The organism is Azospirillum sp. TSO5 (assembly GCF_003116065.1).
Lineage (GTDB): Bacteria > Pseudomonadota > Alphaproteobacteria > Azospirillales > Azospirillaceae > Azospirillum.
In genome coordinates this window covers 191027-211286 of sequence record NZ_LGQY01000039.1, presented here as the reverse complement: position 1 = coordinate 211286, position 20260 = coordinate 191027, and the positions used below count along the sequence as shown (strand labels likewise).

Annotated in this window: 17 protein-coding genes; 6 read left to right on the top strand and 11 right to left on the bottom strand. The window is 67.6% G+C overall.

Translation table 11 applies throughout. The features are described 5' to 3' along the window. Positions 1-179: 179 nt before the first annotated feature. From TSO5_RS12375 to TSO5_RS12350, 6 genes are all read right to left on the bottom strand, one after another. On the bottom strand, positions 180-374 hold the full coding sequence (locus TSO5_RS12375) for a DUF1843 domain-containing protein (protein ID WP_109151874.1): 195 nt from the start codon (positions 372-374) through the stop codon (positions 180-182). 61 nt (positions 375-435) lie between these two features. After that, on the bottom strand, positions 436-627 hold the full coding sequence (locus tag TSO5_RS12370) for a DUF1843 domain-containing protein (RefSeq protein ID WP_109151873.1): 192 nt from the start codon (positions 625-627) through the stop codon (positions 436-438). A 54-nt stretch (positions 628-681) separates the two neighbouring features. Beyond that, positions 682-861, bottom strand: coding sequence for a DUF1843 domain-containing protein (locus TSO5_RS12365; RefSeq protein ID WP_109151872.1), 180 nt, complete (start codon positions 859-861; stop codon positions 682-684). 925 nt (positions 862-1786) lie between these two features. Next, complete coding sequence (locus tag TSO5_RS12360) at positions 1787-2161, bottom strand: EamA family transporter (RefSeq protein WP_085085754.1); 375 nt, start codon at positions 2159-2161, stop codon at positions 1787-1789. 41 nt (positions 2162-2202) lie between these two features. Then, on the bottom strand, positions 2203-5100 hold the full coding sequence (locus tag TSO5_RS12355; protein ID WP_109151871.1) for a UbiA family prenyltransferase: 2898 nt from the start codon (positions 5098-5100) through the stop codon (positions 2203-2205). Between the two features lie 632 nt (positions 5101-5732). Continuing rightward, the gene (locus TSO5_RS12350; protein WP_109151870.1) at positions 5733-7076 is read right to left on the bottom strand and encodes a glutamine synthetase family protein; all 1344 of its coding nucleotides are present in this window, start codon (positions 7074-7076) and stop codon (positions 5733-5735) included. Between the two features lie 168 nt (positions 7077-7244). Between TSO5_RS12350 and TSO5_RS12345 the strand changes: the two genes are divergently transcribed. Next, positions 7245-8525, top strand: coding sequence for an FAD-binding oxidoreductase (locus tag TSO5_RS12345; protein ID WP_109151869.1), 1281 nt, complete (start codon positions 7245-7247; stop codon positions 8523-8525). Positions 8526-8579: 54 nt separating this feature from the next. Continuing rightward, on the top strand, positions 8580-9614 hold the full coding sequence (locus TSO5_RS12340) for a hypothetical protein (RefSeq protein ID WP_109151868.1): 1035 nt from the start codon (positions 8580-8582) through the stop codon (positions 9612-9614). A gap of 69 nt (positions 9615-9683) precedes the next feature. On the opposite strand, the gene TSO5_RS12335 is transcribed toward TSO5_RS12340, so the two are convergent. The 3 genes from TSO5_RS12335 to mtgA all read right to left on the bottom strand — a co-directional run bounded on the left by TSO5_RS12335 (position 9684) and on the right by mtgA (position 12635). After that, positions 9684-11054 carry a DEAD/DEAH box helicase gene (locus tag TSO5_RS12335; protein ID WP_109151867.1) on the bottom strand — a complete coding sequence of 457 codons (1371 nt, stop codon included), beginning with the start codon at positions 11052-11054 and terminating at the stop codon, positions 9684-9686. Positions 11055-11347: 293 nt separating this feature from the next. Further along, on the bottom strand, positions 11348-11872 hold the full coding sequence (locus tag TSO5_RS12330; protein WP_109151866.1) for a flagellar basal body-associated FliL family protein: 525 nt from the start codon (positions 11870-11872) through the stop codon (positions 11348-11350). A gap of 88 nt (positions 11873-11960) precedes the next feature. After that, positions 11961-12635 (bottom strand): monofunctional biosynthetic peptidoglycan transglycosylase, encoded by a 675-nt coding sequence (gene mtgA, locus TSO5_RS12325; protein ID WP_109151865.1) that lies wholly within the window; start codon positions 12633-12635, stop codon positions 11961-11963. 111 nt (positions 12636-12746) lie between these two features. Here mtgA and TSO5_RS12320 point away from each other — a divergent pair, with 111 nt between their 5' ends. Then, on the top strand, positions 12747-15512 hold the full coding sequence (locus TSO5_RS12320; protein WP_109151864.1) for an ATP-dependent DNA helicase: 2766 nt from the start codon (positions 12747-12749) through the stop codon (positions 15510-15512). Positions 15513-15522: 10 nt separating this feature from the next. On the opposite strand, the gene TSO5_RS12315 is transcribed toward TSO5_RS12320, so the two are convergent. Together TSO5_RS12315 and TSO5_RS12310 are read right to left on the bottom strand one after the other, a co-directional pair. After that, positions 15523-15819, bottom strand: coding sequence for a hypothetical protein (locus tag TSO5_RS12315; protein ID WP_109151863.1), 297 nt, complete (start codon positions 15817-15819; stop codon positions 15523-15525). Positions 15820-15900: 81 nt separating this feature from the next. Then, a complete protein-coding gene (locus TSO5_RS12310; RefSeq protein ID WP_109151902.1) occupies positions 15901-16848 on the bottom strand; it encodes an AEC family transporter in 948 nt (315 codons plus the stop codon). A gap of 140 nt (positions 16849-16988) precedes the next feature. On the opposite strand from TSO5_RS12310, the gene TSO5_RS12305 reads away from it, so the two are divergent. The 3 genes from TSO5_RS12305 to cimA all read left to right on the top strand — a co-directional run bounded on the left by TSO5_RS12305 (position 16989) and on the right by cimA (position 20109). Further along, a complete protein-coding gene (locus TSO5_RS12305) occupies positions 16989-17414 on the top strand; it encodes a tellurite resistance TerB family protein (protein WP_109151862.1) in 426 nt (141 codons plus the stop codon). A gap of 31 nt (positions 17415-17445) precedes the next feature. Further along, positions 17446-18333: an NAD(P)-dependent oxidoreductase gene (locus tag TSO5_RS12300; protein WP_109151861.1), complete on the top strand. Its 888-nt coding sequence runs from the start codon at positions 17446-17448 to the stop codon at positions 18331-18333. Positions 18334-18507: 174 nt separating this feature from the next. Continuing rightward, on the top strand, positions 18508-20109 hold the full coding sequence (gene cimA, locus TSO5_RS12295) for a citramalate synthase (RefSeq protein ID WP_109151860.1): 1602 nt from the start codon (positions 18508-18510) through the stop codon (positions 20107-20109). Positions 20110-20260: the final 151 nt, after the last annotated feature.

Genomic DNA, 20260 nt, shown 5'->3' with positions numbered 1-20260 from the left:
GATCCGGGGAGCGGGCCGAAAGGTCGGGGCTGGGAAGCGGCTGGTCCATGGTTCCGGTATCTTCCTCGGAATGGCATTGGCTCTGAATATCGGCGGCTCCGTATATCGGCGGCGCGGCGCCGCCGGGGTGCGGACGGTATGGACGCCGCACCCCGGCCGCAGCACCCGGCCGAAGCCGATCAGCCCTTCGCCTCGGCCTTGGCGATCTCGACCTTCAGGAGCTGCAGCAGCCCCGGGACGTCGCCGTAGGTGGCGAGATGCTCCTCGGCCTCGGCCGCGACCTGCTTCATCGTGGCCAGATCGCCGCCGGCGATGGCGTCGGTCATGGTGGCCATGTACATCGGACGGGGATGGGGAAGGTGCGATTTGGACATCTGTCGGTTCCTCGGTTTCGAATAGCGGGGAGGTTGGAAATCGGTCGATTGAAAATCAGAGTCAGAGACCGGCTTCGGCCCTGGCGATCTCGACCTTCAGCAGGTTGAGGACGCCGGCCACGTCACCGTGTTCGGCGAGATGCTGCTCGGCGGCCGCGGCCACCTCCTTCATCTTCGCCAGATCGCCGCCGGCGATGGCGTCGGAGATCGCCACGCCGTAAGGCTTGATGGAGCGCATGGGTGCTTCGGACATGTGGAGGCTGCTCCGCAGGAAAAATGGAAAAGCGACTGCGCGCCCGCTCAGCCCTTACGATTCGGCTTTCGCGATCTCGACCTTCAGCATCTGCAGCATCGAGCCGACGTCGCCATGCTCGGCGAGGTGCGTCTCGGCCGCCGCGGCGACCTCCTTCATCTTGGACAGGTCGCCGCTGGCGATCGCCTCGGTCATGGCGCCGCCGTAGAGCATGCGAATGGGAGCGGTGGACATCCGGTGATCTCCTTCAAGACATGATTGGCAAGACATGATTGGAGAAATGCGCTTTCAATGCGCAGCTTGATGCCGATGTTTGAAACTGACGAAATTCCTGATTGAATGGACGGCAGCTGAAAATCGGCAAATCTATGCAAAGTCAGAGAACGACTTTTTAAAACATAAACGCCACACGCCTCGAGTTTTCATACTATTGTGTGAACGTCGCGCCTTATTTTCAGAAAGCTATATCCACGTTCTGGTGGAGGTCAATTGTTAATATGTTATTTTTAATTTTGTTTTTGAAAGAATGCTTTTGTAACTGATTATTGTGTTTCGCAGTAGGCGACTGGCGCTCCATCCGGCGCCGGTGCGCGGGAAATCATTCGCACCGGACGCAAAGAAAAAGGACGCCGCACCATTCGGACGGCGTCCTTGCTTCAGCGCAAAGCGGTGCCAGAGGGTCGGTTTCGACCTCGGCGATTTCGATCTTCAAGATTTGGTTGGTTTCACGGCGTTGGCGATCGTCAACGGTAGAGCGGTAGGAGGGAGGCCGGTCGCGACCGCATGGGGCGAAAATCCCGTGCGTTTGATGTCGCGACCGGCGAAGAGATCCCTCTTTCCAGGCAACAGCCTGACGGCCGGCGCCCGGACCTCCTGTCGTTGAAATTGCATACGCTGATATTTTCGCTCGCGAATATGCCGTCAGTTATATCCATCAGAGGATTCCGGTCAATACCGGAATCGTGACATTTGATTTTGGAATTGAAAGATTCGGTGACGAAAATAGTTGCCATAACGGGGTATTCACCAAGAGGCTGACAGTCGCGTTGCCGCAGTTTTTGTGCAGCGCAAAATAAAAGCGCCGCGACTGCTGCCGCGGCGCCTTCATCGTCCCCCACCTATGGCGGCCGGGGTCTTGGAGGTTGGTTTGGTGGGGGCTTCAGCTCTGTGCGGTCAGCACGACGCCCAGCACCACCAGCAGGGTGCCGATGACGCGGGTCAGGCTCATGGTCTCGCCCAGCAGCAGGACGCCGAGCGCCAGCGTGACCAGAAAGCCCAGCCCGACGAAGGGATAGGCCATGGTGACCTCGACCTTTGCCAGCACCGCCAGCCACACCACCATGCCCAGCCCATAGCAGGCGAGCCCGGTCAGGATGTGCGGCGTGGCGACGACCGACAGGGCGATCTGCCCGGCCTCCCCCCGCGCCAGCGCGGTGGATACCGCCGGGCTGGACATGCCGATCTTCAGCGAGATCTGGGCGATGGCGGACAGGGTGACGCTCAGCAGGATCAATCCGACGACGGCGATGGGCATGGGGGCTCCCGGCTAAAGGCGGAATGGTGGAGGACGGCGGCTCAGGTCCGGCCGAAGAGAAGGGCGGCGCCGCAGACTGCACCGATGGCGAGGCTCCACTTGTCGCGGGCGGCGAACACCACCGGATCGTCGTGCATCAGGCCGCGGTGGGTCTGCAGCCACACCCGCCCGATCCAGAAGAGCAGAAGCGGACAGATGATCCACAGCGCCTGCGGCTGGTCATAAACGCGCCCGACCTCCGGGCTGTTGATATAGAGCGCCATCACCAGCACCGAGAGGAAGCCGGCCGACACGCCGATGGATTGCAGGACCGGCATGTCGGCGGTCACATAGCCGCGCCCCTCCGCCTGCTCCAACCCGAGCTTCACCATGCTGTCCATCTCGGAATAGCGCTTCACCATGGCGAGGCTGAGGAACAGGAACATGGAGAAGGCCAGCAGCCAGAAGGACGGGACGATGGCCGTGGCCGTGGCGCCGCCCAGCACCCGCAGCGAATAGAGCCCGGCCAGAAGCATCACGTCCCAGATCACCCGGTTCTTGGCGAACAGGTTGTAGAACAGCGACGAGGCGGCATAGGTCGCCAGCGCCGCCAGGAACAGCGGCGGCAGTGCCACCAGCGACAGGACGAGGCTCGCCAGCAGCAGGCCGGGGATCAGCGTCAGGCCGAGGTCGAGCGGCAGGTCGCCGGCGGCGAAGGGACGGCGGCGCTTGCGCGGGTGGCGCCGGTCGGCCGGCAGGTCGAGCAGGTCGTTCAGCACATAGATGCTCGACGCGCACAGCCCGAAGGCGAGGAAGGCCGCCGCCGCCTGCAGCGTCGGGCCGACCTCGCCCAACTTCTGGCCAGCCAGCAGGGGCACGAAGACCAGCAGGTTCTTCAGCCACTGGTGCAGGCGCAGCGCCTTGAAGATCAGCAGCAGGCGCGGCCGGCGCGGGGTCGTAACGGTCTCCAGCGGGCAGAGGGTGGCGGCATGGCGCAGCACGGCGGCCGGCGCATCCACCGCGATGCCGCAACGGGCGCCGCGCCAGATCGCATAATCGGCCTCGTCGTTGCCCATGTAATCGAAGACGCCGGACGGCACCTGCGCGCGGATCGCCTCGTATTTGCGCTCGCTTTTCAGGTTCACGCCGTCATTGCTGGCAAGGACCTGATCGAACAGGCCGAGATGGCGGGCGATGGCGTCGGCATAGCGGTGGTGGGCGGCGGTGGCCAGCACCAGCCGGCGCCCGCGCTTGCGCTCGGCATCCAGCCGTTCCAGGACGGCGGGGTTGTAGACGAGGCCGGTCGGATCGATGTCGACACGCCGGGCCAGCTCCGCCTTCAGCCGCGCCTTGCCCCCCGCCAGCCAGACCGGCACGAGCAGCGCCGCCCAGGGCCGGGCCTTGATCAGGCCGAACAGCGACTCATAGAGAAGGTCGGTCTTCAGCAACGTGCCGTCGAGATCGACGAACAGCGGCGGCTCCTCCGCGGCGGGCGGCGGGACCGGCGTTTCGGCCGCGGCGGCGCGGGGAAGCGCCACCGTGGTGGCGGTCAGGCCGGGAGCGCCCGCATGCGGAACGCGGTCCCTGCGGTCGCCGGCGTCCGCCCCGCCCCAGACCAAAGTGGCGCGGTCGTGCCGCCCTGCCAGCACGACCGTCAGCCCCAGCAGCATCAGGGTGGCGAAGAACAGGTAGGATTGCAGGACGTTCAGCGGCGTGTCGGCCAGCGCGTTGACCGGCCAGAACAGCAGGTTGCCGGCCAGGAAATAGGCCACGGCCAGCAGAGCCGCCGCCCCGGCCGGACGCCGCAGGCCGGGCTCCAGCAAGATCAGGAAGGCCAGCGCAAAGGCCGGCAGCAGAATGCCGTAATGATGCACCCAGGCGACCGGCGAGCCGACGGTGAAGCAGATGCCGGCGACGACGAAGGGCAGGATCCGCTCGGCCCCCCGGTCGCGCCGGCGCCACAGCAGGCCGAGGGCGACGAAGGCAAGGCCGGAGATCTGCGTGGCGATGTGGACCGCCGGATGGTAGGGGGCGAAGGCCTCCGCCGACCAGTCGAGGTTGTTGCCATTGTGCAGCAGGCGGTTGACCAGCCCGTTGACGGTCTGGTTGACGTGATAGCTCTCGCCATGGCGGCCGATGAACAGCAGAACGTCGAGGTAATCGACCATCGGGGCGAAGCCGTAGAACAGGGTCGCCAGCGCCACGCCCGGCACCACCACGGCCGCCCAGCCCGCCGCCATCCGCCAGTCGCCGCGCAGAACCGCCCAGACGAGGAACAGCGACATCTGCGGCTTCATCAGCGTCGATGCGCCGAGCAGGGCGCCGCACAGGGCGCGGCGGTCCCGCAACAGGGCGATGCAGGCGAAGACGAAGGCCGCATTCAGCCAGACCTGCACCTGCCCCAGCGAGAAGGCCTTCAGCACCGGGTAGAAGCACAGGGTCGCGACGAAGCCGAAGCCGCCGAGCAGCACCTGGGTCATGCGGTCGTCACGGGCGCCCGGCACCCGCAAGCGGGCGGCCATCTCCAGCACCAGGATCGCCATGCCGGCCGCGGTCGCCAGCACGAACAGCAGGTTGACCCGCTCGAAGGCCACGAGGTTCAGCACCCCCAGCGCCTTCATCGCCTCCAGCGGCAACAGCGAGGTCACCGGATACTGGAACTTGATGTGCTGCTGGAAGAACACCCCTTCATAGACATTCTCGCCGGGCCGCTCGTGCAGCCAGTTGAGCGCCGCGATCATCGGATCCCAGCTGTCGACCGGAATCAGGTCCTGGTTTTCCAGCACGAACAGGTTCTGGATGTCGGTCAGGTTGCTGGCATGGCCGCCGCGGTGCAGAGCCAGCCCGAGCAGCCCCGTCGTCAGCACGATGAACAACGACGCCAGGATGATGCTGCGCTGGACCCAGCCAACGCTGTGGAGGCCGGTCCGAAGGGACGGGATCGCTGGTTGCATGCTCATGCTTGGCCATCCATCGGTTGCCCATCGATTGTGTGGAGACAGTGCCCGTGCGCCGGTCCGACCGCTCGCCTGGATTATCCAAATAGGCAATCGAAGGCACAGTGCGGCGGCAGGGGGCGCCGTCTCCGCGAAAAACGGTTACGTGTGTTGACTATTTTCAAAGGAGATAACAAAGTGCAGCGATGCCGAAACGCCATGCAGCGCCCGCATCTCCTTCCGCCTCCTCTGACACAGCCGAAAATACACTGCGGCTTTGCTTTGAAAGTCTTCGATTTCGTGTTCGGGCGGCCATAAGCGGATTAACGCCAGCTTTGAAATTCACGGCTGTGCCGACACGGCCGATCAGCGCGGTCGTGGCATGGAACGGCGCCCGGCGATCGATCGGGGTGGGGCTGCGGACCGGTCGGAGTAGGACAGGCGGCCATTGCCAGCACACGGCCGGTCTTCCTGGCCGAACTTGCGAAATTCCGTGGCGGATCGGCGCACGAACGGGGTGCCGGCCGGCGCGATCCGCTAAGCGCCGGGCAGGTGCCGGACTGCCGGATCCCGCGCAGGAACAGGGAACCAAACACGTCAAAGGGCGGCCGACGGATGTCTCCGCGGGCCGCCCCTTCGTTCGTCAGCTTAAGATTTCAGACGTTCAGCAGCAGGTTTTCCCGTTCCCACGAGCTGATGACGCGGTTGTAGGCCTCGTACTCCGCCTCCTTGACGCAGGCGACGGCGTCGATGAAGCGCTCGCCGAGGATTTCCTTCAGCGGCTTGCAGGCGTTGAACTTGGTCAGCGCCTCCGACTGGTGGCGCGGCAGGGTGAAGGCGAGGCGGTAGGCGGAGCCCTTGATCGGGTCGTTCGGCTCCAGCCCCTGGATCATGCCGATATAGCCGCAGGCCAGCGACGCGGCGATGGCGAGATAGGGGTTGGCGTCGGCGCCGGCCACCCGGTTCTCCACCCGGCGGGCGTCGGGCTGGGAGACGGGAACGCGCAGGCCGGTGGTGCGGTTGTCGCGGCCCCAATGCACGTTGATCGGCGCATCGGAGTTGGGAACCAGCCGGCGGTAGCTGTTGACGTTGGGCGCCAGCAGCGGCATCGCGTAGGGCAGGTATTTCTGCAGGCCGGCGATGTGCGACATGAACAGGGCGCTGTCGGTGCCGTCGGGATTGGCGAACAGGTTGCGGCCGCTGTCGGCGTCCACCACCGACTGGTGGATGTGCATGGCGCTGCCGGGTTCGCCCTGCATCGGCTTGGCCATGAAGGTGGCGTAGATATGGTGGCGCATCGCCGCCTCGCGCGCCGTGCGCTTGAACAGGAAAGCCTGGTCGGCCAGTTCCAGGGCGTCGCCGTGGTTGAAGTTGATCTCGATCTGGGCGGCGCCGGCCTCGTGGGTCAGCGTGTCGATGTCGATGTCCTGCTTCTCGCAGAAATCATAGACCGCCTCGAAGATCGGATCGAATTCGTTGACGGCGTCGATGCCGAAGGCCTGCCGCCCGCTTTCCATCCGGCCGTTGCGCCCGACCGGCGGCACCAGCGGATAGTCGGGATCCTTGTTGACCTGGACCAGGAAGAATTCCAGCTCCGGCGCCACCAGCGGCTTCCAGCCGCGCTCCTCGTACAGCGACAGCACGCGCTTCAGGACATGGCGGGGCGAGACGTCGACCGGCTTGCCGTCGGCATAGACGCAGTCGGTGATGACCTGGGCCGTCGGCTCGTTGTACCAGGGAACGAAGCGGATCGTGCGTTCGTCCGGGATCATGTAGATGTCGGAATTCTCGTCCGAGGTGATGTCCTCGTCCTCGGGGAACTCACCGGTCACGGTCTGGACGAAGATCGCCTCGGGCAGGCGCAGGCCGCGGTCGCGCAGGATGCGGAGGAACTTCTCGGCAGGGACGATCTTTCCCCGCGCAATGCCCGACATGTCGGGCACAAGGCATTCGACTTCGGTAATGCGGTTCTTCTTGATGAAGTCTTCCATAAAACCCATGGGTATGGCGGACCGCTCCGGGCGATGGGCAGCCCCCTCCGTGCTGTGAACGACAGCGACACTATGACGCCGTTCCGGCGGGACGCGCCAGAGGGTTCCGCATGATGCTTTGGTGAAACATCCGCCTTTCCGTTGACCTCCCCCATCGGCTGGGACTTAACTGCCGCCATGCCGAAAGCCTCATACCTGAACAGCTGGTACGCGGCCTCCGCCGCGCCCCGTGTCGACCGCCCGACCCTGGAGGGGGAGGTCGCCTGCGACGTCTGCATCGTCGGCGGCGGCTACACCGGTCTGACCGCGGCGCTGGAACTGGCGGAGCGCGGCTTCGACGTCGTCCTGCTGGAGGCGGAGCGTTGCGGCTGGGGGGCGTCGGGCCGCAACGGCGGGCAGATCATCACCGGCTACAACAAGCCGATGGCGGCCATCGAGGGCTGGATCGGCAAGGAGGATGCCCGCCGCCTGTGGGAGTTCGGCGAGGAGGCCAAGGCCCAGCTGGCCGAGCGGGTGGAACGTCACGCCATCGCCTGCGATCTGACCTGGGGCTTCGCCTATGCCGCGCTGAAGCCGCGCCACATGCAGGACGTGGCGGCGCTGGAGCGGGAAATGCGCGACGACTACGGCTATGACCGGGTGCAGCGGCTCGACCGCGCCGGCATCCGCGCCCATGTCGGCAGCGAGGCCTATATCGGCGGCCTGCTGGACGAAGGCAGCGGCCATCTGCACCCGCTGAACTACGCCCTCGGCCTCGCCCGCGCCGCCGATGCCGCCGGGGTGCGCATCTTCGAGAAAAGCCGCGCCCTCGCCATGGACAGCGGCGCCGCGCCCTGGGTCCGCACCGAACGCGGCCGGGTGACGGCGAAGCACCTGATCCTGGCCGGCAACGCCTATCTCGGCGGGCTGGCCCCGGCGCTGGACCGCACCATCATGCCGGTCGCCACCTATATGATCGCCACCGAGCCGCTGGGGGCGGAGCGGGCCGCCGCGCTGCTGCCGACGAACATCGCGGTGTCGGATATGAAGTTCTCGCTCGATTACTTCCGCCGCTCCGCCGACCACCGGCTGCTGTTCGGCGGCGGCGTCAGCTATTCGGGGGTGGACGCGCCGGGGCTGAAGCAGGCGATGCGGCTGAAGATGCTGGCGATCTATCCGGAGCTGAAGGACGCCCGTGTCGAGTATTTCTGGGGCGGGCGGGTCGCCATCACCATGAACCGCATGCCGCATCTGGGCCGGCTGTCGCCGACGACGCTGTACGCCCACGGCTATTCCGGCCATGGCGTGGCGCTGGCCGGCATGGCCGGGCGGCTGATGGCGGAGACAGTGAGCGGCACCGCCGGGCGCTTCGACGTGTTCGCCCGCATCCCGCACATGCCGTTCCCCGGCGGGAGACGATTCCGCACGCCGGCGCTGGTCCTCGCAATGATGTGGTTCCGTCTGCGCGATCTGCTGTAGGCTGCGCAAGCAATCGACAGCCCCCTCCTCCGGCCTTGAGTCCCCTCCCCGCCCATGACCGATACCCCCAGCAGCGACGAGACCACCCCCTCCCCGGACGGCGCCCCGGACTCCGGCATCGCCGAAAAGGCCGCGCAGGAGAATGTTCTGGTCCAGCCGATGCGGGACACGCATTTCGATTTTCAGCACAAGGTCTTCAGCCTGCCCGGCGCCTTCTTCTGCCAGGAGCCGAACAGCAAGGAAGCGGTGCTGAACATCCTGCTGGGCGACCTGAAGGCGGCGCTCGCCTTTCCCACCCTGATGGAATCCTTCCAGATCGAGGAGGGCAGCCATGACGCCCGCCTGCTGGAGATCATCGAACAGGGGCTGGCCTTCGTGAAGCAGATCCGGCCGGGCGAGGAAATTCCGGGCGAACTGCTGGACGGCCGGGCCTCCTGGTCGGTGGAGGACAGGCACCGCATCACCGCCAAAGGGCGGCTGACCATGCAGATCGTCTCCTCCTTCACCGGAAACGAGATCATCGTTTCCGACCAGTCGCAACTGGAACAGCTGTTGGATGATCCGCAGACACACGAGAAGATGAAGGCGGCCTTCGCCAAGATCGCCGAGCGGCTGAAGCTGACCACCAACGCCGAGCAGTATCTGACCGACCGCATCGACGATCTGGCGCAGGAACTGTCCTACATCGAGGCGCTGCGCGACCGCTTCAGGCACATCCGCCGCATCGAACAGGCGATGGCGAAGCTGGCCACCATCTATCGCACCGACCGCACCTTCTGCAGCGAGTTGAACCGCATGCAAGGGCTGATCCGCAAGCCGGTGCGCGAATACGACATGATCTTCGATCAGGCCGACGCCCAGACCGGCGACATCGTCGGCGCATTGCGCAACTTCCACCCCACCATCCAGTTCATCCGCAAGATCCGCGACGATCTGCGCGCCAAGCTGCTGGAGTGGGAAGACCTGCTGCATGGCTGGGACGAGATCACGATGGAACGCTCGCCGAAGGTGGAGGCCTTGCAAAAGCAGACCTACCGGTTCCTGGCGAGCCGCTACATCGAAACGACGGTGTGGAAGCGGGGCGGATAAACAAAAGGGGCGCCGCCAGCCGGCGACGCCCCCTCCGTCACTTCAAGAACAAGACTTACCAGCTATCTTTTACCAGCTCTTGGCACGGGCCGCCGGCTTGCCGTTGCCGTGGGCTTCACGACGGGCATGGCCATGGTCCGGACGGGCGTCGCCGCGGTGGTTGTCGTTGCGGCCATAGTCCGGACGCGGGCCGCGCGGGGCGTGCGGACCCTTGGACTCGCCGTTGCGGTGCCACGGCTTGCCGGCGCCGCCAGCCGGACGGCCGTTGCGACCGGCCGGACGGCCGGCACCACCGGTGGTGAAGGGGCGCGTCGGCTCCAGGCCGGGCACCACATGCACCTCGAGCGTCGCCTTCGTGTAGCGCTCGATGCGGACCAGCGTCTCGCGGTCGGCGCGGGCGGCGAAGGAGATCGCAACGCCCGAGGCGCCGGCGCGGCCGGTGCGGCCGATGCGGTGGACATAGTCCTCCGCCGAACGCGGCAGGTCGAAGTTGATGACGTGGGTGATGTCGCGCACGTCGATGCCGCGGGCGGCGACGTCGGTGGCGACCAGCAGGCGGACCTGGCCGGACCGCAGGCGCTGGAGCGTGCGGTTGCGCTTGGTCTGGTCCATGTCGCCGTGAAGGGCGGCGGCGGCATGGCCGGCGGCGCTCAGCTCCTCGGCCAGCGTGTCGGCATCACGCTTGGTGGCGGCGAAGATGATCGCCTTGCCAACCTCTTCCTGGGCGGCGAAATGCTGCAGCAGGCGGCGCTTGTGGTCCAGATCGTCGGCATGGTGCAGACGCTGTTCCACGTTGATCGCGGTCGCCTGGCTCTCGACGGCCACGCGCTCCGGGTTGCGCAGCAGGTTGCCGGCCAGATGCGCCATGCGGCGGTCCAGCGTGGCGGTGAACAGCAGGGTCTGGCGCGTCGGCGGGCAGCACTTGGCGATGGTCTCGACATCGTCGAGGAAGCCCATGTCCAGCATGCGGTCGGCCTCGTCGAGGATCAGCACCTCGACCTCGTCCAGCGCGATGCGGCGGCGGGCGACATGGTCCAGCAGGCGGCCCGGGGTGGCGACGAGAACGTCGACCGGGCGCGACAGCAGGCGCAGCTGCTCGCGGTAGGGCATGCCGCCGACCACGTCCACGATGTTCAGCTTCATGAACTTCGCGTACTTGCGGGCGGCGTCGGTGACCTGCTTGGCCAGCTCGCGGGTCGGAGCCAGAACCAGCACGCGCGGGGTGGCGGCGCCGTTCAGCGGCAGCTCGGCGGTGCGGGTCAGCGCCGGCAGCATGAAGGCGGCGGTCTTGCCGGTGCCGGTCTCGGCGGTGGCGAGGATGTCGCGGCCCTGGAGCGCCGGCGGAATGGCGGCGAGCTGGACCGGGGTGGGAACGGTGTATTCGAACGCCTCGAGGGCCTTCAGGACGAGCGGGTGCAGGCCGAGTTCGGAAAACGTCAAGTCGTAACAACCTTCTCAAAGCAACACGGCACGGCCCCGCGCGCCCCGATGGCGGGCGTGGGACATACCGGCGGACTCGCCGGGAGGAGGTCGATAGAGGGAGAGGCGTCTATCCGATGCAGCGGCCAGAGCGTCCCTAGAACCCTGGGACGTTTGCCCCCGAAGGAGCTGCCGTTGCGCAATCACAGCGCGTCTCGCTCAAGAGACGCGCGAGCCTCCAGCGATCAAGACGCCCTACATAGGCTATTGCGCCGCACAAGACAAGGGGGATCGCCGAACGAGCCCCGCGTGCGTCACTTGACGACCATGCGTTCGATGTAGATGTCGCGGATCAGGCCGGTCCCCGCCTCGCGGTTGACGGCGTCCCTGATACGCGCCTTCAGGAAGGCGGCCGAGCCGGGGCCGGTCAGGATTTCGCTGTCGGTTTGGCCGACGGTCTGGAACAGGCGGTCGGCGATGCGGTCCTGGTAGCGCAGCACCCGGTCGGCGGTCACCTTCGGCGCCAGCACCAGCGAGACCTGCATCTCCACCGCCCGCGACCCGCCCAGCGGCAGTTCCATCGCCGGCAGCTGCGCAAGATGCGGTTTCGGCCCCATCCGCGCCTCGATCCGCCGCTGTTCGAGCATGCGGTCCACCGCGATGCCGCCGCCATAGGCCAGCCCGGCCAGGGTCAGCAGCGAGATCAGGACGATGATCAGCAGGCGGGTGGGATGGGCCGCTTCCGGCTGCGGGGCATGGTGCGGCACCAACTCCTCGCGCAACGGGTCGGGAGGCGGGGTCGGGTACGGCGTTCCGTGCAGCGTGCGACGCGTGGCCATGGTCGGCCTCCTCCGGAGCGGCGGGGGCATCAAGAAGCGTAGTGCGGTGGGGGTTAAGATTCGGTGGAGGGTGGCTGCCCGACGCCCCTCACCTCACGCAGTCCGCCAGCCCGTCGCGCCGCACCACCGCCATCCGCCGCTCGATCACTCCCGCCCGGCGGGCGACATAGGGGCCGGGGCGGGACGGCGACCAGTTGCGCGGGTTGGGCAGCACCACGGCCAGCAGCGCCGCCTCGCGCCGGGTCAGCGCCGCCGCGGATTTGTGGAAATGATGCCGCGCCGCAGCTTCGGCACCATAGACGCCGTCGTCCCACTCCACGATGTTCAGATAGACCTCCAGGATGCGGCGCTTGCTCCACAGGCTTTCGATCAGCAGGGTGAACCAAGTCTCCGCCCCCTTTCGGGTCCAGCTGCGGTCGGGCCAGAGAAAGGCGTTCTTGGCGGTCTGCTGGCTGATCGTGCTGCCGCCGCGCAGGCGCTTGCCCTCTTCATTGTCCTCGAAGGCGTCCTCGATGGCCGCCCAGTCGAAGCCGCCATGGCCGCAGAAGCCGGTGTCCTCCGACGCGATCACCGCCTCTGCCAGGGCCGGCGAGATGCGTTCCAGCGGCTCCCAGTCGCGCGACAGGCCGGAGCCGCCCAGCGCCCGGATCAGCATCAGCGGCGTGGCCGGCGGTGGCACGATCCGGTAGAGCACCGCCCATAGAATGGTGAAGGCCATCAGCCCCGCCGCCCCGATCAGCGCCCAGCGCAGCAGTTTCCGCATAAGGTCCCGTCTCCGCTTGGCTCCCCGGACTTCCCTCAATGGGGGTGAAGCGGCGGGCCGTCAACATCCGGCACTCGCTTTGCGGCATGCCGCCGCCATATAGTGCCGCCGATGGACCTGACCGCCGACCCCACCCCGCTCCACAGCCTTGACGACGCGCCCGCCATGGTCGCCGGCGCGCGCCGCGTCGTGTCGCTGACGCTCGACGGCGAGGTGGAGGAGCTGTCGCTGGCCGCCGCCGCGTCGAAGGTACGCCGCCAGCCGCCGCTGGTCTGCCATGCCCGCGCCTTCGCCCGCCGGCTGGGGATCGACGGCTTCCCGGCCTTCGACGTGCTGGAACTGTTCGCCTTCGTCCACCCCGCCCGCTTCTGCGTCCCAACCCCGCGCGGCATCGCCGAGGCGCTCGACCTGCCCACCCCCGACGGCCACGAGGCGGAGGCGCTGGCCCTGCAGCGCGCCGTGCGCCGCTTGCTGGGCGACCTGGGTGCGGCCGGGCGGGAGGAGTCCTCCGACCCCGTCGCCTTCGCCTGGGAGATGGGGCGTGCCGGATGGCCCTGGGCGCCGGCCGTGCTGGCGGCGCTGGGCAAGCCCGACGGACCGGAGAAGGGTGCCGCCCGCTCCGGCCTGCGCGTCTGGACCCGTATCAAGGAGTGGGAGGAAGGCGCACCCCCGCCGCCGCCTGCCCAAAACCCGGTCGATCCGGAAGAGGCGCGCCGCCGCCTCGCCGCCATGCTGTCGGCCAATGTGCTGGGCAAGGTGGCGGAGCCGCGGCCGCAGCAGGCCGATTACTCCAGCGCGGTGTCCGCCGCCTTCGCCCCGCGCCAGTTGCCCGACACCCCGAATGTCGTGCTGGCGGAGGCCGGAACCGGCGTCGGCAAGACGCTGGGCTATCTGGCCCCGGCCACGGTGTGGGCGGAGAAGAATGGCGGGACGGTGTGGATCTCCACCTACACCCGCAACCTCCAGCACCAGATCGACGCGGAGTTGGACCGGCTCTATGCCGATCCGGCGACCAAGGCGCGCAAGGTGGTTCTGCGCAAGGGGCGCGAGAATTATCTTTGCTTGCTGAATTTGGAAGAGGCGGTGCGCGCCATGCCCTTCCAACCGCACAACGCCATCGGCGTCGGGCTGATGGCGCGCTGGGCGGCGGCGACGCGCGACGGCGACATGACCGGCGGCGACTTTCCCGGTTGGCTGGTCGACATCGCCGGGCGCGGCCCGACCATGGGGATGGCCGACCGCCGCGGCGAGTGCATCTATTCCGCCTGCGACCATTACGCCCGCTGCTACATCGAGAAGAGCGTGCGCCGGGCGCGGCGCGCCGACATCGTCATCGCCAACCACGCGCTGGTGATGGTGCAGGCGGCGCTTGGCGGCGGCGAGGAGCCGACGCTTCCCAGCCGCTATGTCTTCGACGAGGGGCACCATGTCTTCGACGCCGCCGACAGCGCCTTCGCCGGCCATCTGACCTGCCGCGAGACTCAGGAACTGCGGCGCTGGCTGCTCGGTGCCGAGGAAACCGGGCGCAGCCGCGCCCGCGGCCTGAAGCGCCGGCTGGAGGACATCGTCGCCGGCGATGAGGAGGCGCTGCGCCATCTCGACGACATCCTGATGGGCGCCCGCGTGCTGCCCGGCGACGGCTGGTCGGCGCGTCTGGCCGCCGACAACCCGCAGGGGCCGACCGAGCGTTTCCTTCTGCTCGCCCGCCAGCAGGTCTATGCCCGCACCGCCGGCCAAGGCGGTCCCTACAGCCTGGAGGCCGACAAGGCCTATCCGGTGGATGGGCTGCTGGAGGCCGCGGCGGAGCTGGAGCAGGCGCTGGTCCGCCTGTCGGAACCGGTGGAGGCGCTGGCCCGCCGGCTGGCGCAGCGGCTTGAAGACGAGAGCGCCGAACTCGACTCCGACCAGCGCCGCCGCATCGACGCGCTGTCGCGCAGCCTGCACCGCCGCGGCACCCTGACGGTGGAGGCGTGGCGTGCCATGCTGCGCACCTTGCCGACCGAAACGCCCTCCCACTTCGTCGACTGGTTCGCGGTGGAGCGGATCGACGGCCGCGACGTCGATGTCGGGCTGTACCGCCACTGGGTCGACCCGACCGTTCCCTTCGCCGAGGCTCTGGCCGGTCCCGCCCATGGCTTGGTGGTGACCAGCGCCACGCTGACCGACGGCACCGGCGATATCGGCCAGGACTGGCGCGCGGCGGAGGACCGCTGCGGCGCCAGCCACCTGCCAGCCCCGGCGATCCGCGCCCAGGTCCCCTCGCCCTTCGACTATCCGAACCGCACCCGCGTCTTCGTGGTCAACGACGTGCGCAAGGACGATCTGGGGCAGGTGTCGGCGGCCTACAAATCGCTGTTCCTGGCGGCAGGCGGCGGCGGGTTGGGCCTGTTCACCGCGATCAGCCGCCTGCGCGCCGTGCGCGACCGCATTGCCGAGCCGCTGGATCAGGTCGGCATCCCGCTCTATGCCCAGCATGTCGATCCGCTCGACGTCTCCACCCTGATCGACATCTTCCGCAACGAGGAGCACGCCTGCCTGCTCGGCACCGACGCGGTGCGCGACGGGGTGGACGTGCCGGGCCGCTCACTTCGCCTGATCGTCTTCGACCGCGTGCCCTGGCCGCGTCCCGACATCCTGCACCGCGCGCGGCGCGAGGCCTTCGGCCGCCGGCGCTACGAGGACATGATCACCCGCCTGCGCCTGAAGCAGGCCTTCGGCCGTCTGGTCCGCCGCGCCGACGACACGGGCGTGTTCGTCCTGCTCGACTCAATGATGCCCAGCCGGCTTGCCGGCGCCTTCCCCGAGGGGGTGGAGATGCGCCGGGTCGGGCTGAAGCAGGCGGTGGAGGAGACGGCGGAGTTCCTGCGGGGGTGGTGAGGGCGTCCGTTCAGAACTGGTGCGCGATGAAGCGGCAGATCTGAAGAATGTCGGCAAACCGCTCTTTGCGGGGATCTTTAGTGCCTTGCAGGTCAATGACCAGTGACTGCGCCCGCGCCGTCGAAACGATGTCGCCGCGGATCAGGTCCGGATGGTCGTTCGAAGTCCTGGAGAAGACGACGAAGCCCTTGCCGATGTGTATGTGGGGATAGGATGTGTCCGGTACGAATACGTCATTTCCCTGCCGGACCTTGTGCTCAAAAAAGTCATTCAACAGAACCCACTCTCGCACGCGGCTCGACGGCATGACTTTTCTCCGCTTTGGATAGCTGATACGAAAAATCGTGCAGAAGAAATCGGCCACGCGCAATGGGGGAAGCTGCGCCCCTCACCCCCCAGGCGCATACACTGCCAGCAACGCCGACAGCGTCACCACGCTCAACACCGTCGACACCAGGATCGCCGAGGACGTGCGCTCGACATAGGTCTGGTACTGGCTCGCCACCACGAAGGTGAGGGCGCCGGTCGGCAATGCCGCCAGGATCACGGCGCTGCCGGTCCAGAACGGGTCCATCGGGAACAGGGTCTGCGTCAGCACCCAGGCCAGCGCCGGATGGACCAGCAGCTTCAGCGCGCTGATCCATCCCGCCTCCGCCAGCCCGGCGGTCAGCCGTTGCGAGGCCAGGAACAGGCCGATGGCAAACAGCGCGCAGGGGCCGGCGGGGGAGCCCATCAGTTCGCAGAAGGTGGCGATCGGCTTCGGCACCGCTACGCCGGGCAGCAGCGCCGACCAGGCGAGGCCGGCGGCGGTGGACAGGATCAGCGGGTTCTTCGCCAGCGCCCGGCCGACGTCGCGCAAAGCCTTGCCCAGCCCGCTGCCGTGGCTGTTGGCGAACTCCATCCAGATCACGGCGATGCCGACCATGATGGCGCTCATGATGACGGTCGCCAGGATGGTCGGGGCGAGATGGTCCGGGCCGAAGGCGGCCAGGAACAGCGGAATGCCCATGTAGCCGGTGTTGGAGAAGGCGGAGTTCAGCCCCTGCATGCATTGGATTTGCGTGCGCTCCCGCCGCAGAAGCCGGCCGATGATCGCGCCCAGCGCATAGACCATCAGCATCGACCCCAGGAAGGCGCCGATGAAGGGGCCATTGAAGATTTCCGGGATCGACCGCCGCGCGGTGCCCAGGAACAGCACCGGCGGCAGCGCCATCCAATAGACGAACTTGTTCAGCGCCTCCGACGAGGCGGCGCCGAGCAGCTTCGACTTCCCGGACAGGAAGCCGGCCAGAATGATGGCGAATACGGGAAATGCGACATTGAGGACGACGTTCATGGTGCGCGACAATAGGCAACGCCAACCGTCGCGTCGAGAAGCCGACCCCTCCACTTCCGGCATGGCACCCTTGACGCCGCGCAGGCGGCGTTCGAGATTGCCGACCCGACTTGCGACCACTCCCCAGGGGAGACCGCCTCATGAGAAAGCCGACCGACGCCATGATCGACCACCACAGCGCGCTCATCTACATCATGGTCCTGGTGTCCGCCTGCGACGGCGACATGACCGACCCTGAATTGGAAGCCATCGGCGAGAATGTGCGCTACCTGCCGATCTTCAAGGATTACAGCGGCGATCAGGTGATGGCCGCGACGCGCGAATGCACCGCCATGCTGTCCGACAACGACGGGCTGGACACCGTGCTGACCATCGTCGAGCAGGCGCTGCCGTCGAAGCTGCGCGAGACCGCCTATGCGGTGGCCTGCGACATCGCCGCCGCCGATCCCAAGGCCTCGCAGGAGGAACTGCGGATGCTGGAGCTGATCCGCCACCGGCTTGGGGTCGACCGGCTGTGCGCCGCCGCCATCGAACGCGGCGCCCGCGCCCGCCACATGCGCCTGTGACCGTCTTCCATTCTTTGCTGAAAGCTTTGACATGACCGAAGAGACCCTCCGCCCCGACCTCGCCGGCCAGCGCATCGGCTTCATCGGGCTCGGCCTGATGGGCAAGCCGATGGCCCGCGCGCTCGCCCGTGCCGGCGCGGAGCTGGTGGTGACCAGCCGCAGCCCCGGCCCGGTCGCCGAGATGGCGGGGGAAGGCATGATCGCCGCCACCGGCCCCGCCGCCGTTGCCGGACAGGCCGGGACCATCGTCCTGATGCTGACCGACACCGCCGCGGTGGAAACGGTGGCCGAAGCGCTGTTGCCGGTCCTGCGCCCCGGCCATCTGGTGATCGACATGGGCACCACCGCCGTCGCCGCCACCCGCGCGCTGGCGGAGCGTGTCGCCGCCGCCGGGGCGGAGTGGCTCGACGCGCCCGTCTCCGGCGGCACGGTGGCGGCGGAGGGGGCGATCCTGACCATCATGGCCGGCGGGACGGAGACCGCCTTCGCCCGCGCCCTGCCGGTGCTGCAGGCGATGGGCCGCCGCATCACCCATGTCGGGGCCAGCGGCGCCGGCCAGATCGCCAAGTCCGCCAATCAGGTCATCGTCGCCCTGACCATCGGCGCGGTGGCGGAGGCTCTGGCGCTTGCCAAGGCGGCCGGCGCCGATCCGGCCAAGGTGCGCGACGCCATTCGCGGCGGCTTCGCCGAATCCCGCATCCTCGACCTGCATGGCGGCCGCATGGTCAGCGGCGATTTCACCCCCGGCGGTCGCGTCACCACCCAGGTCAAGGATCTGCGGCAGGCGGAGGAGCTGGCCCAGCAGTCCGGCATCGACCTGCCGACGCTCGGCCTGTCGCTGGAGCTGTTCGAGATGCTGGTGGACCAGGGCGACGGCGCGCTGGACCATTCCGCCCTCTACCGCCTGTTCGCGCGCTGACCCCGGAAGGCGGAGCGTATCGCTCCGCCGTTCCCTTCCGTTGCGGCGAAAGCCCACTTTCCGCAAGTTTCTTGTCAAAACGGTTGAGGATAAGCGTCGCATCGTCCATTCTCCCGGCTTTCCACAGGGCGGCAAAACATTGCCGGTCCCCTTGTCTTTACAGGTCAGGCGGCGATGACGGGCGAGCGCATCTATCTCTACGACACCACGCTGCGCGACGGGGCGCAGACCCAGGATGTGGATTTCTCGGTCGCCGACAAGATTGCGATTGCCAAGGACCTCGACCAGCTGGGCATCGATTACATCGAAGGCGGCTGGCCGGGCGCCAACCCGACCGACGACCAGTTCTTCGCCGAGGCGCCGGAGCTGACCCGCGCCACCTTCACCGCCTTCGGCATGACCCGCCGCCCCGGCCGCAGCGCCGCCAACGACCCGCAGCTGACGGCGCTGGCCCAGTCGCGCGCGAAGGCGGTGTGCATGGTCGGCAAGACCTGGGATTTCCATGTCGACGTCGCGCTGAACATCCCGCGCGAGGAAAATCTCGACCTGATCCGCGACAGCATCGCCGCCCTCCATGCCGCCAAGGGCGAGGCGCTGTTCGATGCCGAGCATTTCTTCGACGGCTACAAGCGCAACCCGGCCTATGCGGTGTCCTGCGTCAAGGCGGCCTTTGACGCCGGGGCGCGCTGGATCGTGCTGTGCGACACCAACGGCGGCACCCTGCCGCACGAAATCGACGCCATCGTCCGCGAGGTGGTGGAGACGCACGGCATCCCGGGCGACCATCTCGGCATTCACTGCCACAACGACACCGAGAACGCGGTCGCCAACTCGCTGGCGGCGGTGCGGGCCGGCGCCCGTATGGTCCAGGGCACCATCAACGGGCTGGGCGAGCGCTGCGGCAACGCCAACCTCGTCTCGCTGATCCCGACGCTGATGCTGAAGCTCGGCTACGAAACCGGCATCCGGCGCGAGGATCTGCCGCTGCTGACCCAGCTGAGCCGCGCCTTCGACGACCGGCTGAACCGCGCCCCCAACCGGCACGCCCCATACGTCGGCGCCAGCGCCTTCGCCCACAAGGGCGGGCTGCATGTCTCGGCGGTGGAGAAGGACCCGTCCTCCTACGAGCATGTGACGCCGGAGGCCATCGGCAACCGCCGCCAGATCGTCATGTCCGATCAGGCCGGCCGCTCCAACCTGATCGTACGGCTGCGCGACATCGGCATGGCGGTGGACGCCAAGGACGAGCGGCTGGCCGGCCTGCTCGATCTGGTGAAGCAGCGCGACAGCGACGGCTATGCCTACGACACGGCGGAAGCCAGCTTCGAGCTGCTGGTCCGGCGCGAACTGGGCGAGGTGCCGCGCTTCTTCGAATTGCTGCGCTTCCACGTCACCGACGAGCGCCGCTACAACGCCGTCGGCAAGCTGGTGGTGGAGTCGGAGGCGGTGGTGCGCGTGCGCGTCGGCGACACCGTGCGGATGGAGGTGGCGGACGGCAACGGCCCGGTCCATGCGCTGGACGTCGCCATGCGCAAGGCGCTGGAGCCGGTCTATCCGGCGCTGGCGAAGGTCAGCCTGTCCGACTACCGCGTCCGCATCCTGGCGGCGAAGGACGGCACCGGCGCCATGCCGCGCGTGCTGATCCGCAGCGCCCGCACCGACGGCAGCGAATGGTCGACGCTGGGCGTGTCCACCAACATCATTGAGGCCTCGATGGAAGCGCTGGTGGACAGCTACACCTACGCCCTGATGAAGAGCGACGCGACGCCGGTGTAAGGGGCTGAAGTGCAAGGGCTGGGGGCCCCCTCCCTTCCCATGCTTGCGCATGGGCCCCTCCCCTCCCCCGCTCTCAGCGGACCTACGGTCCGCCTGTCGCGTCAGCACAAAGCATAGCTTTGTGCGAGAGCTTTGGCGGTAGAGGGTGAGC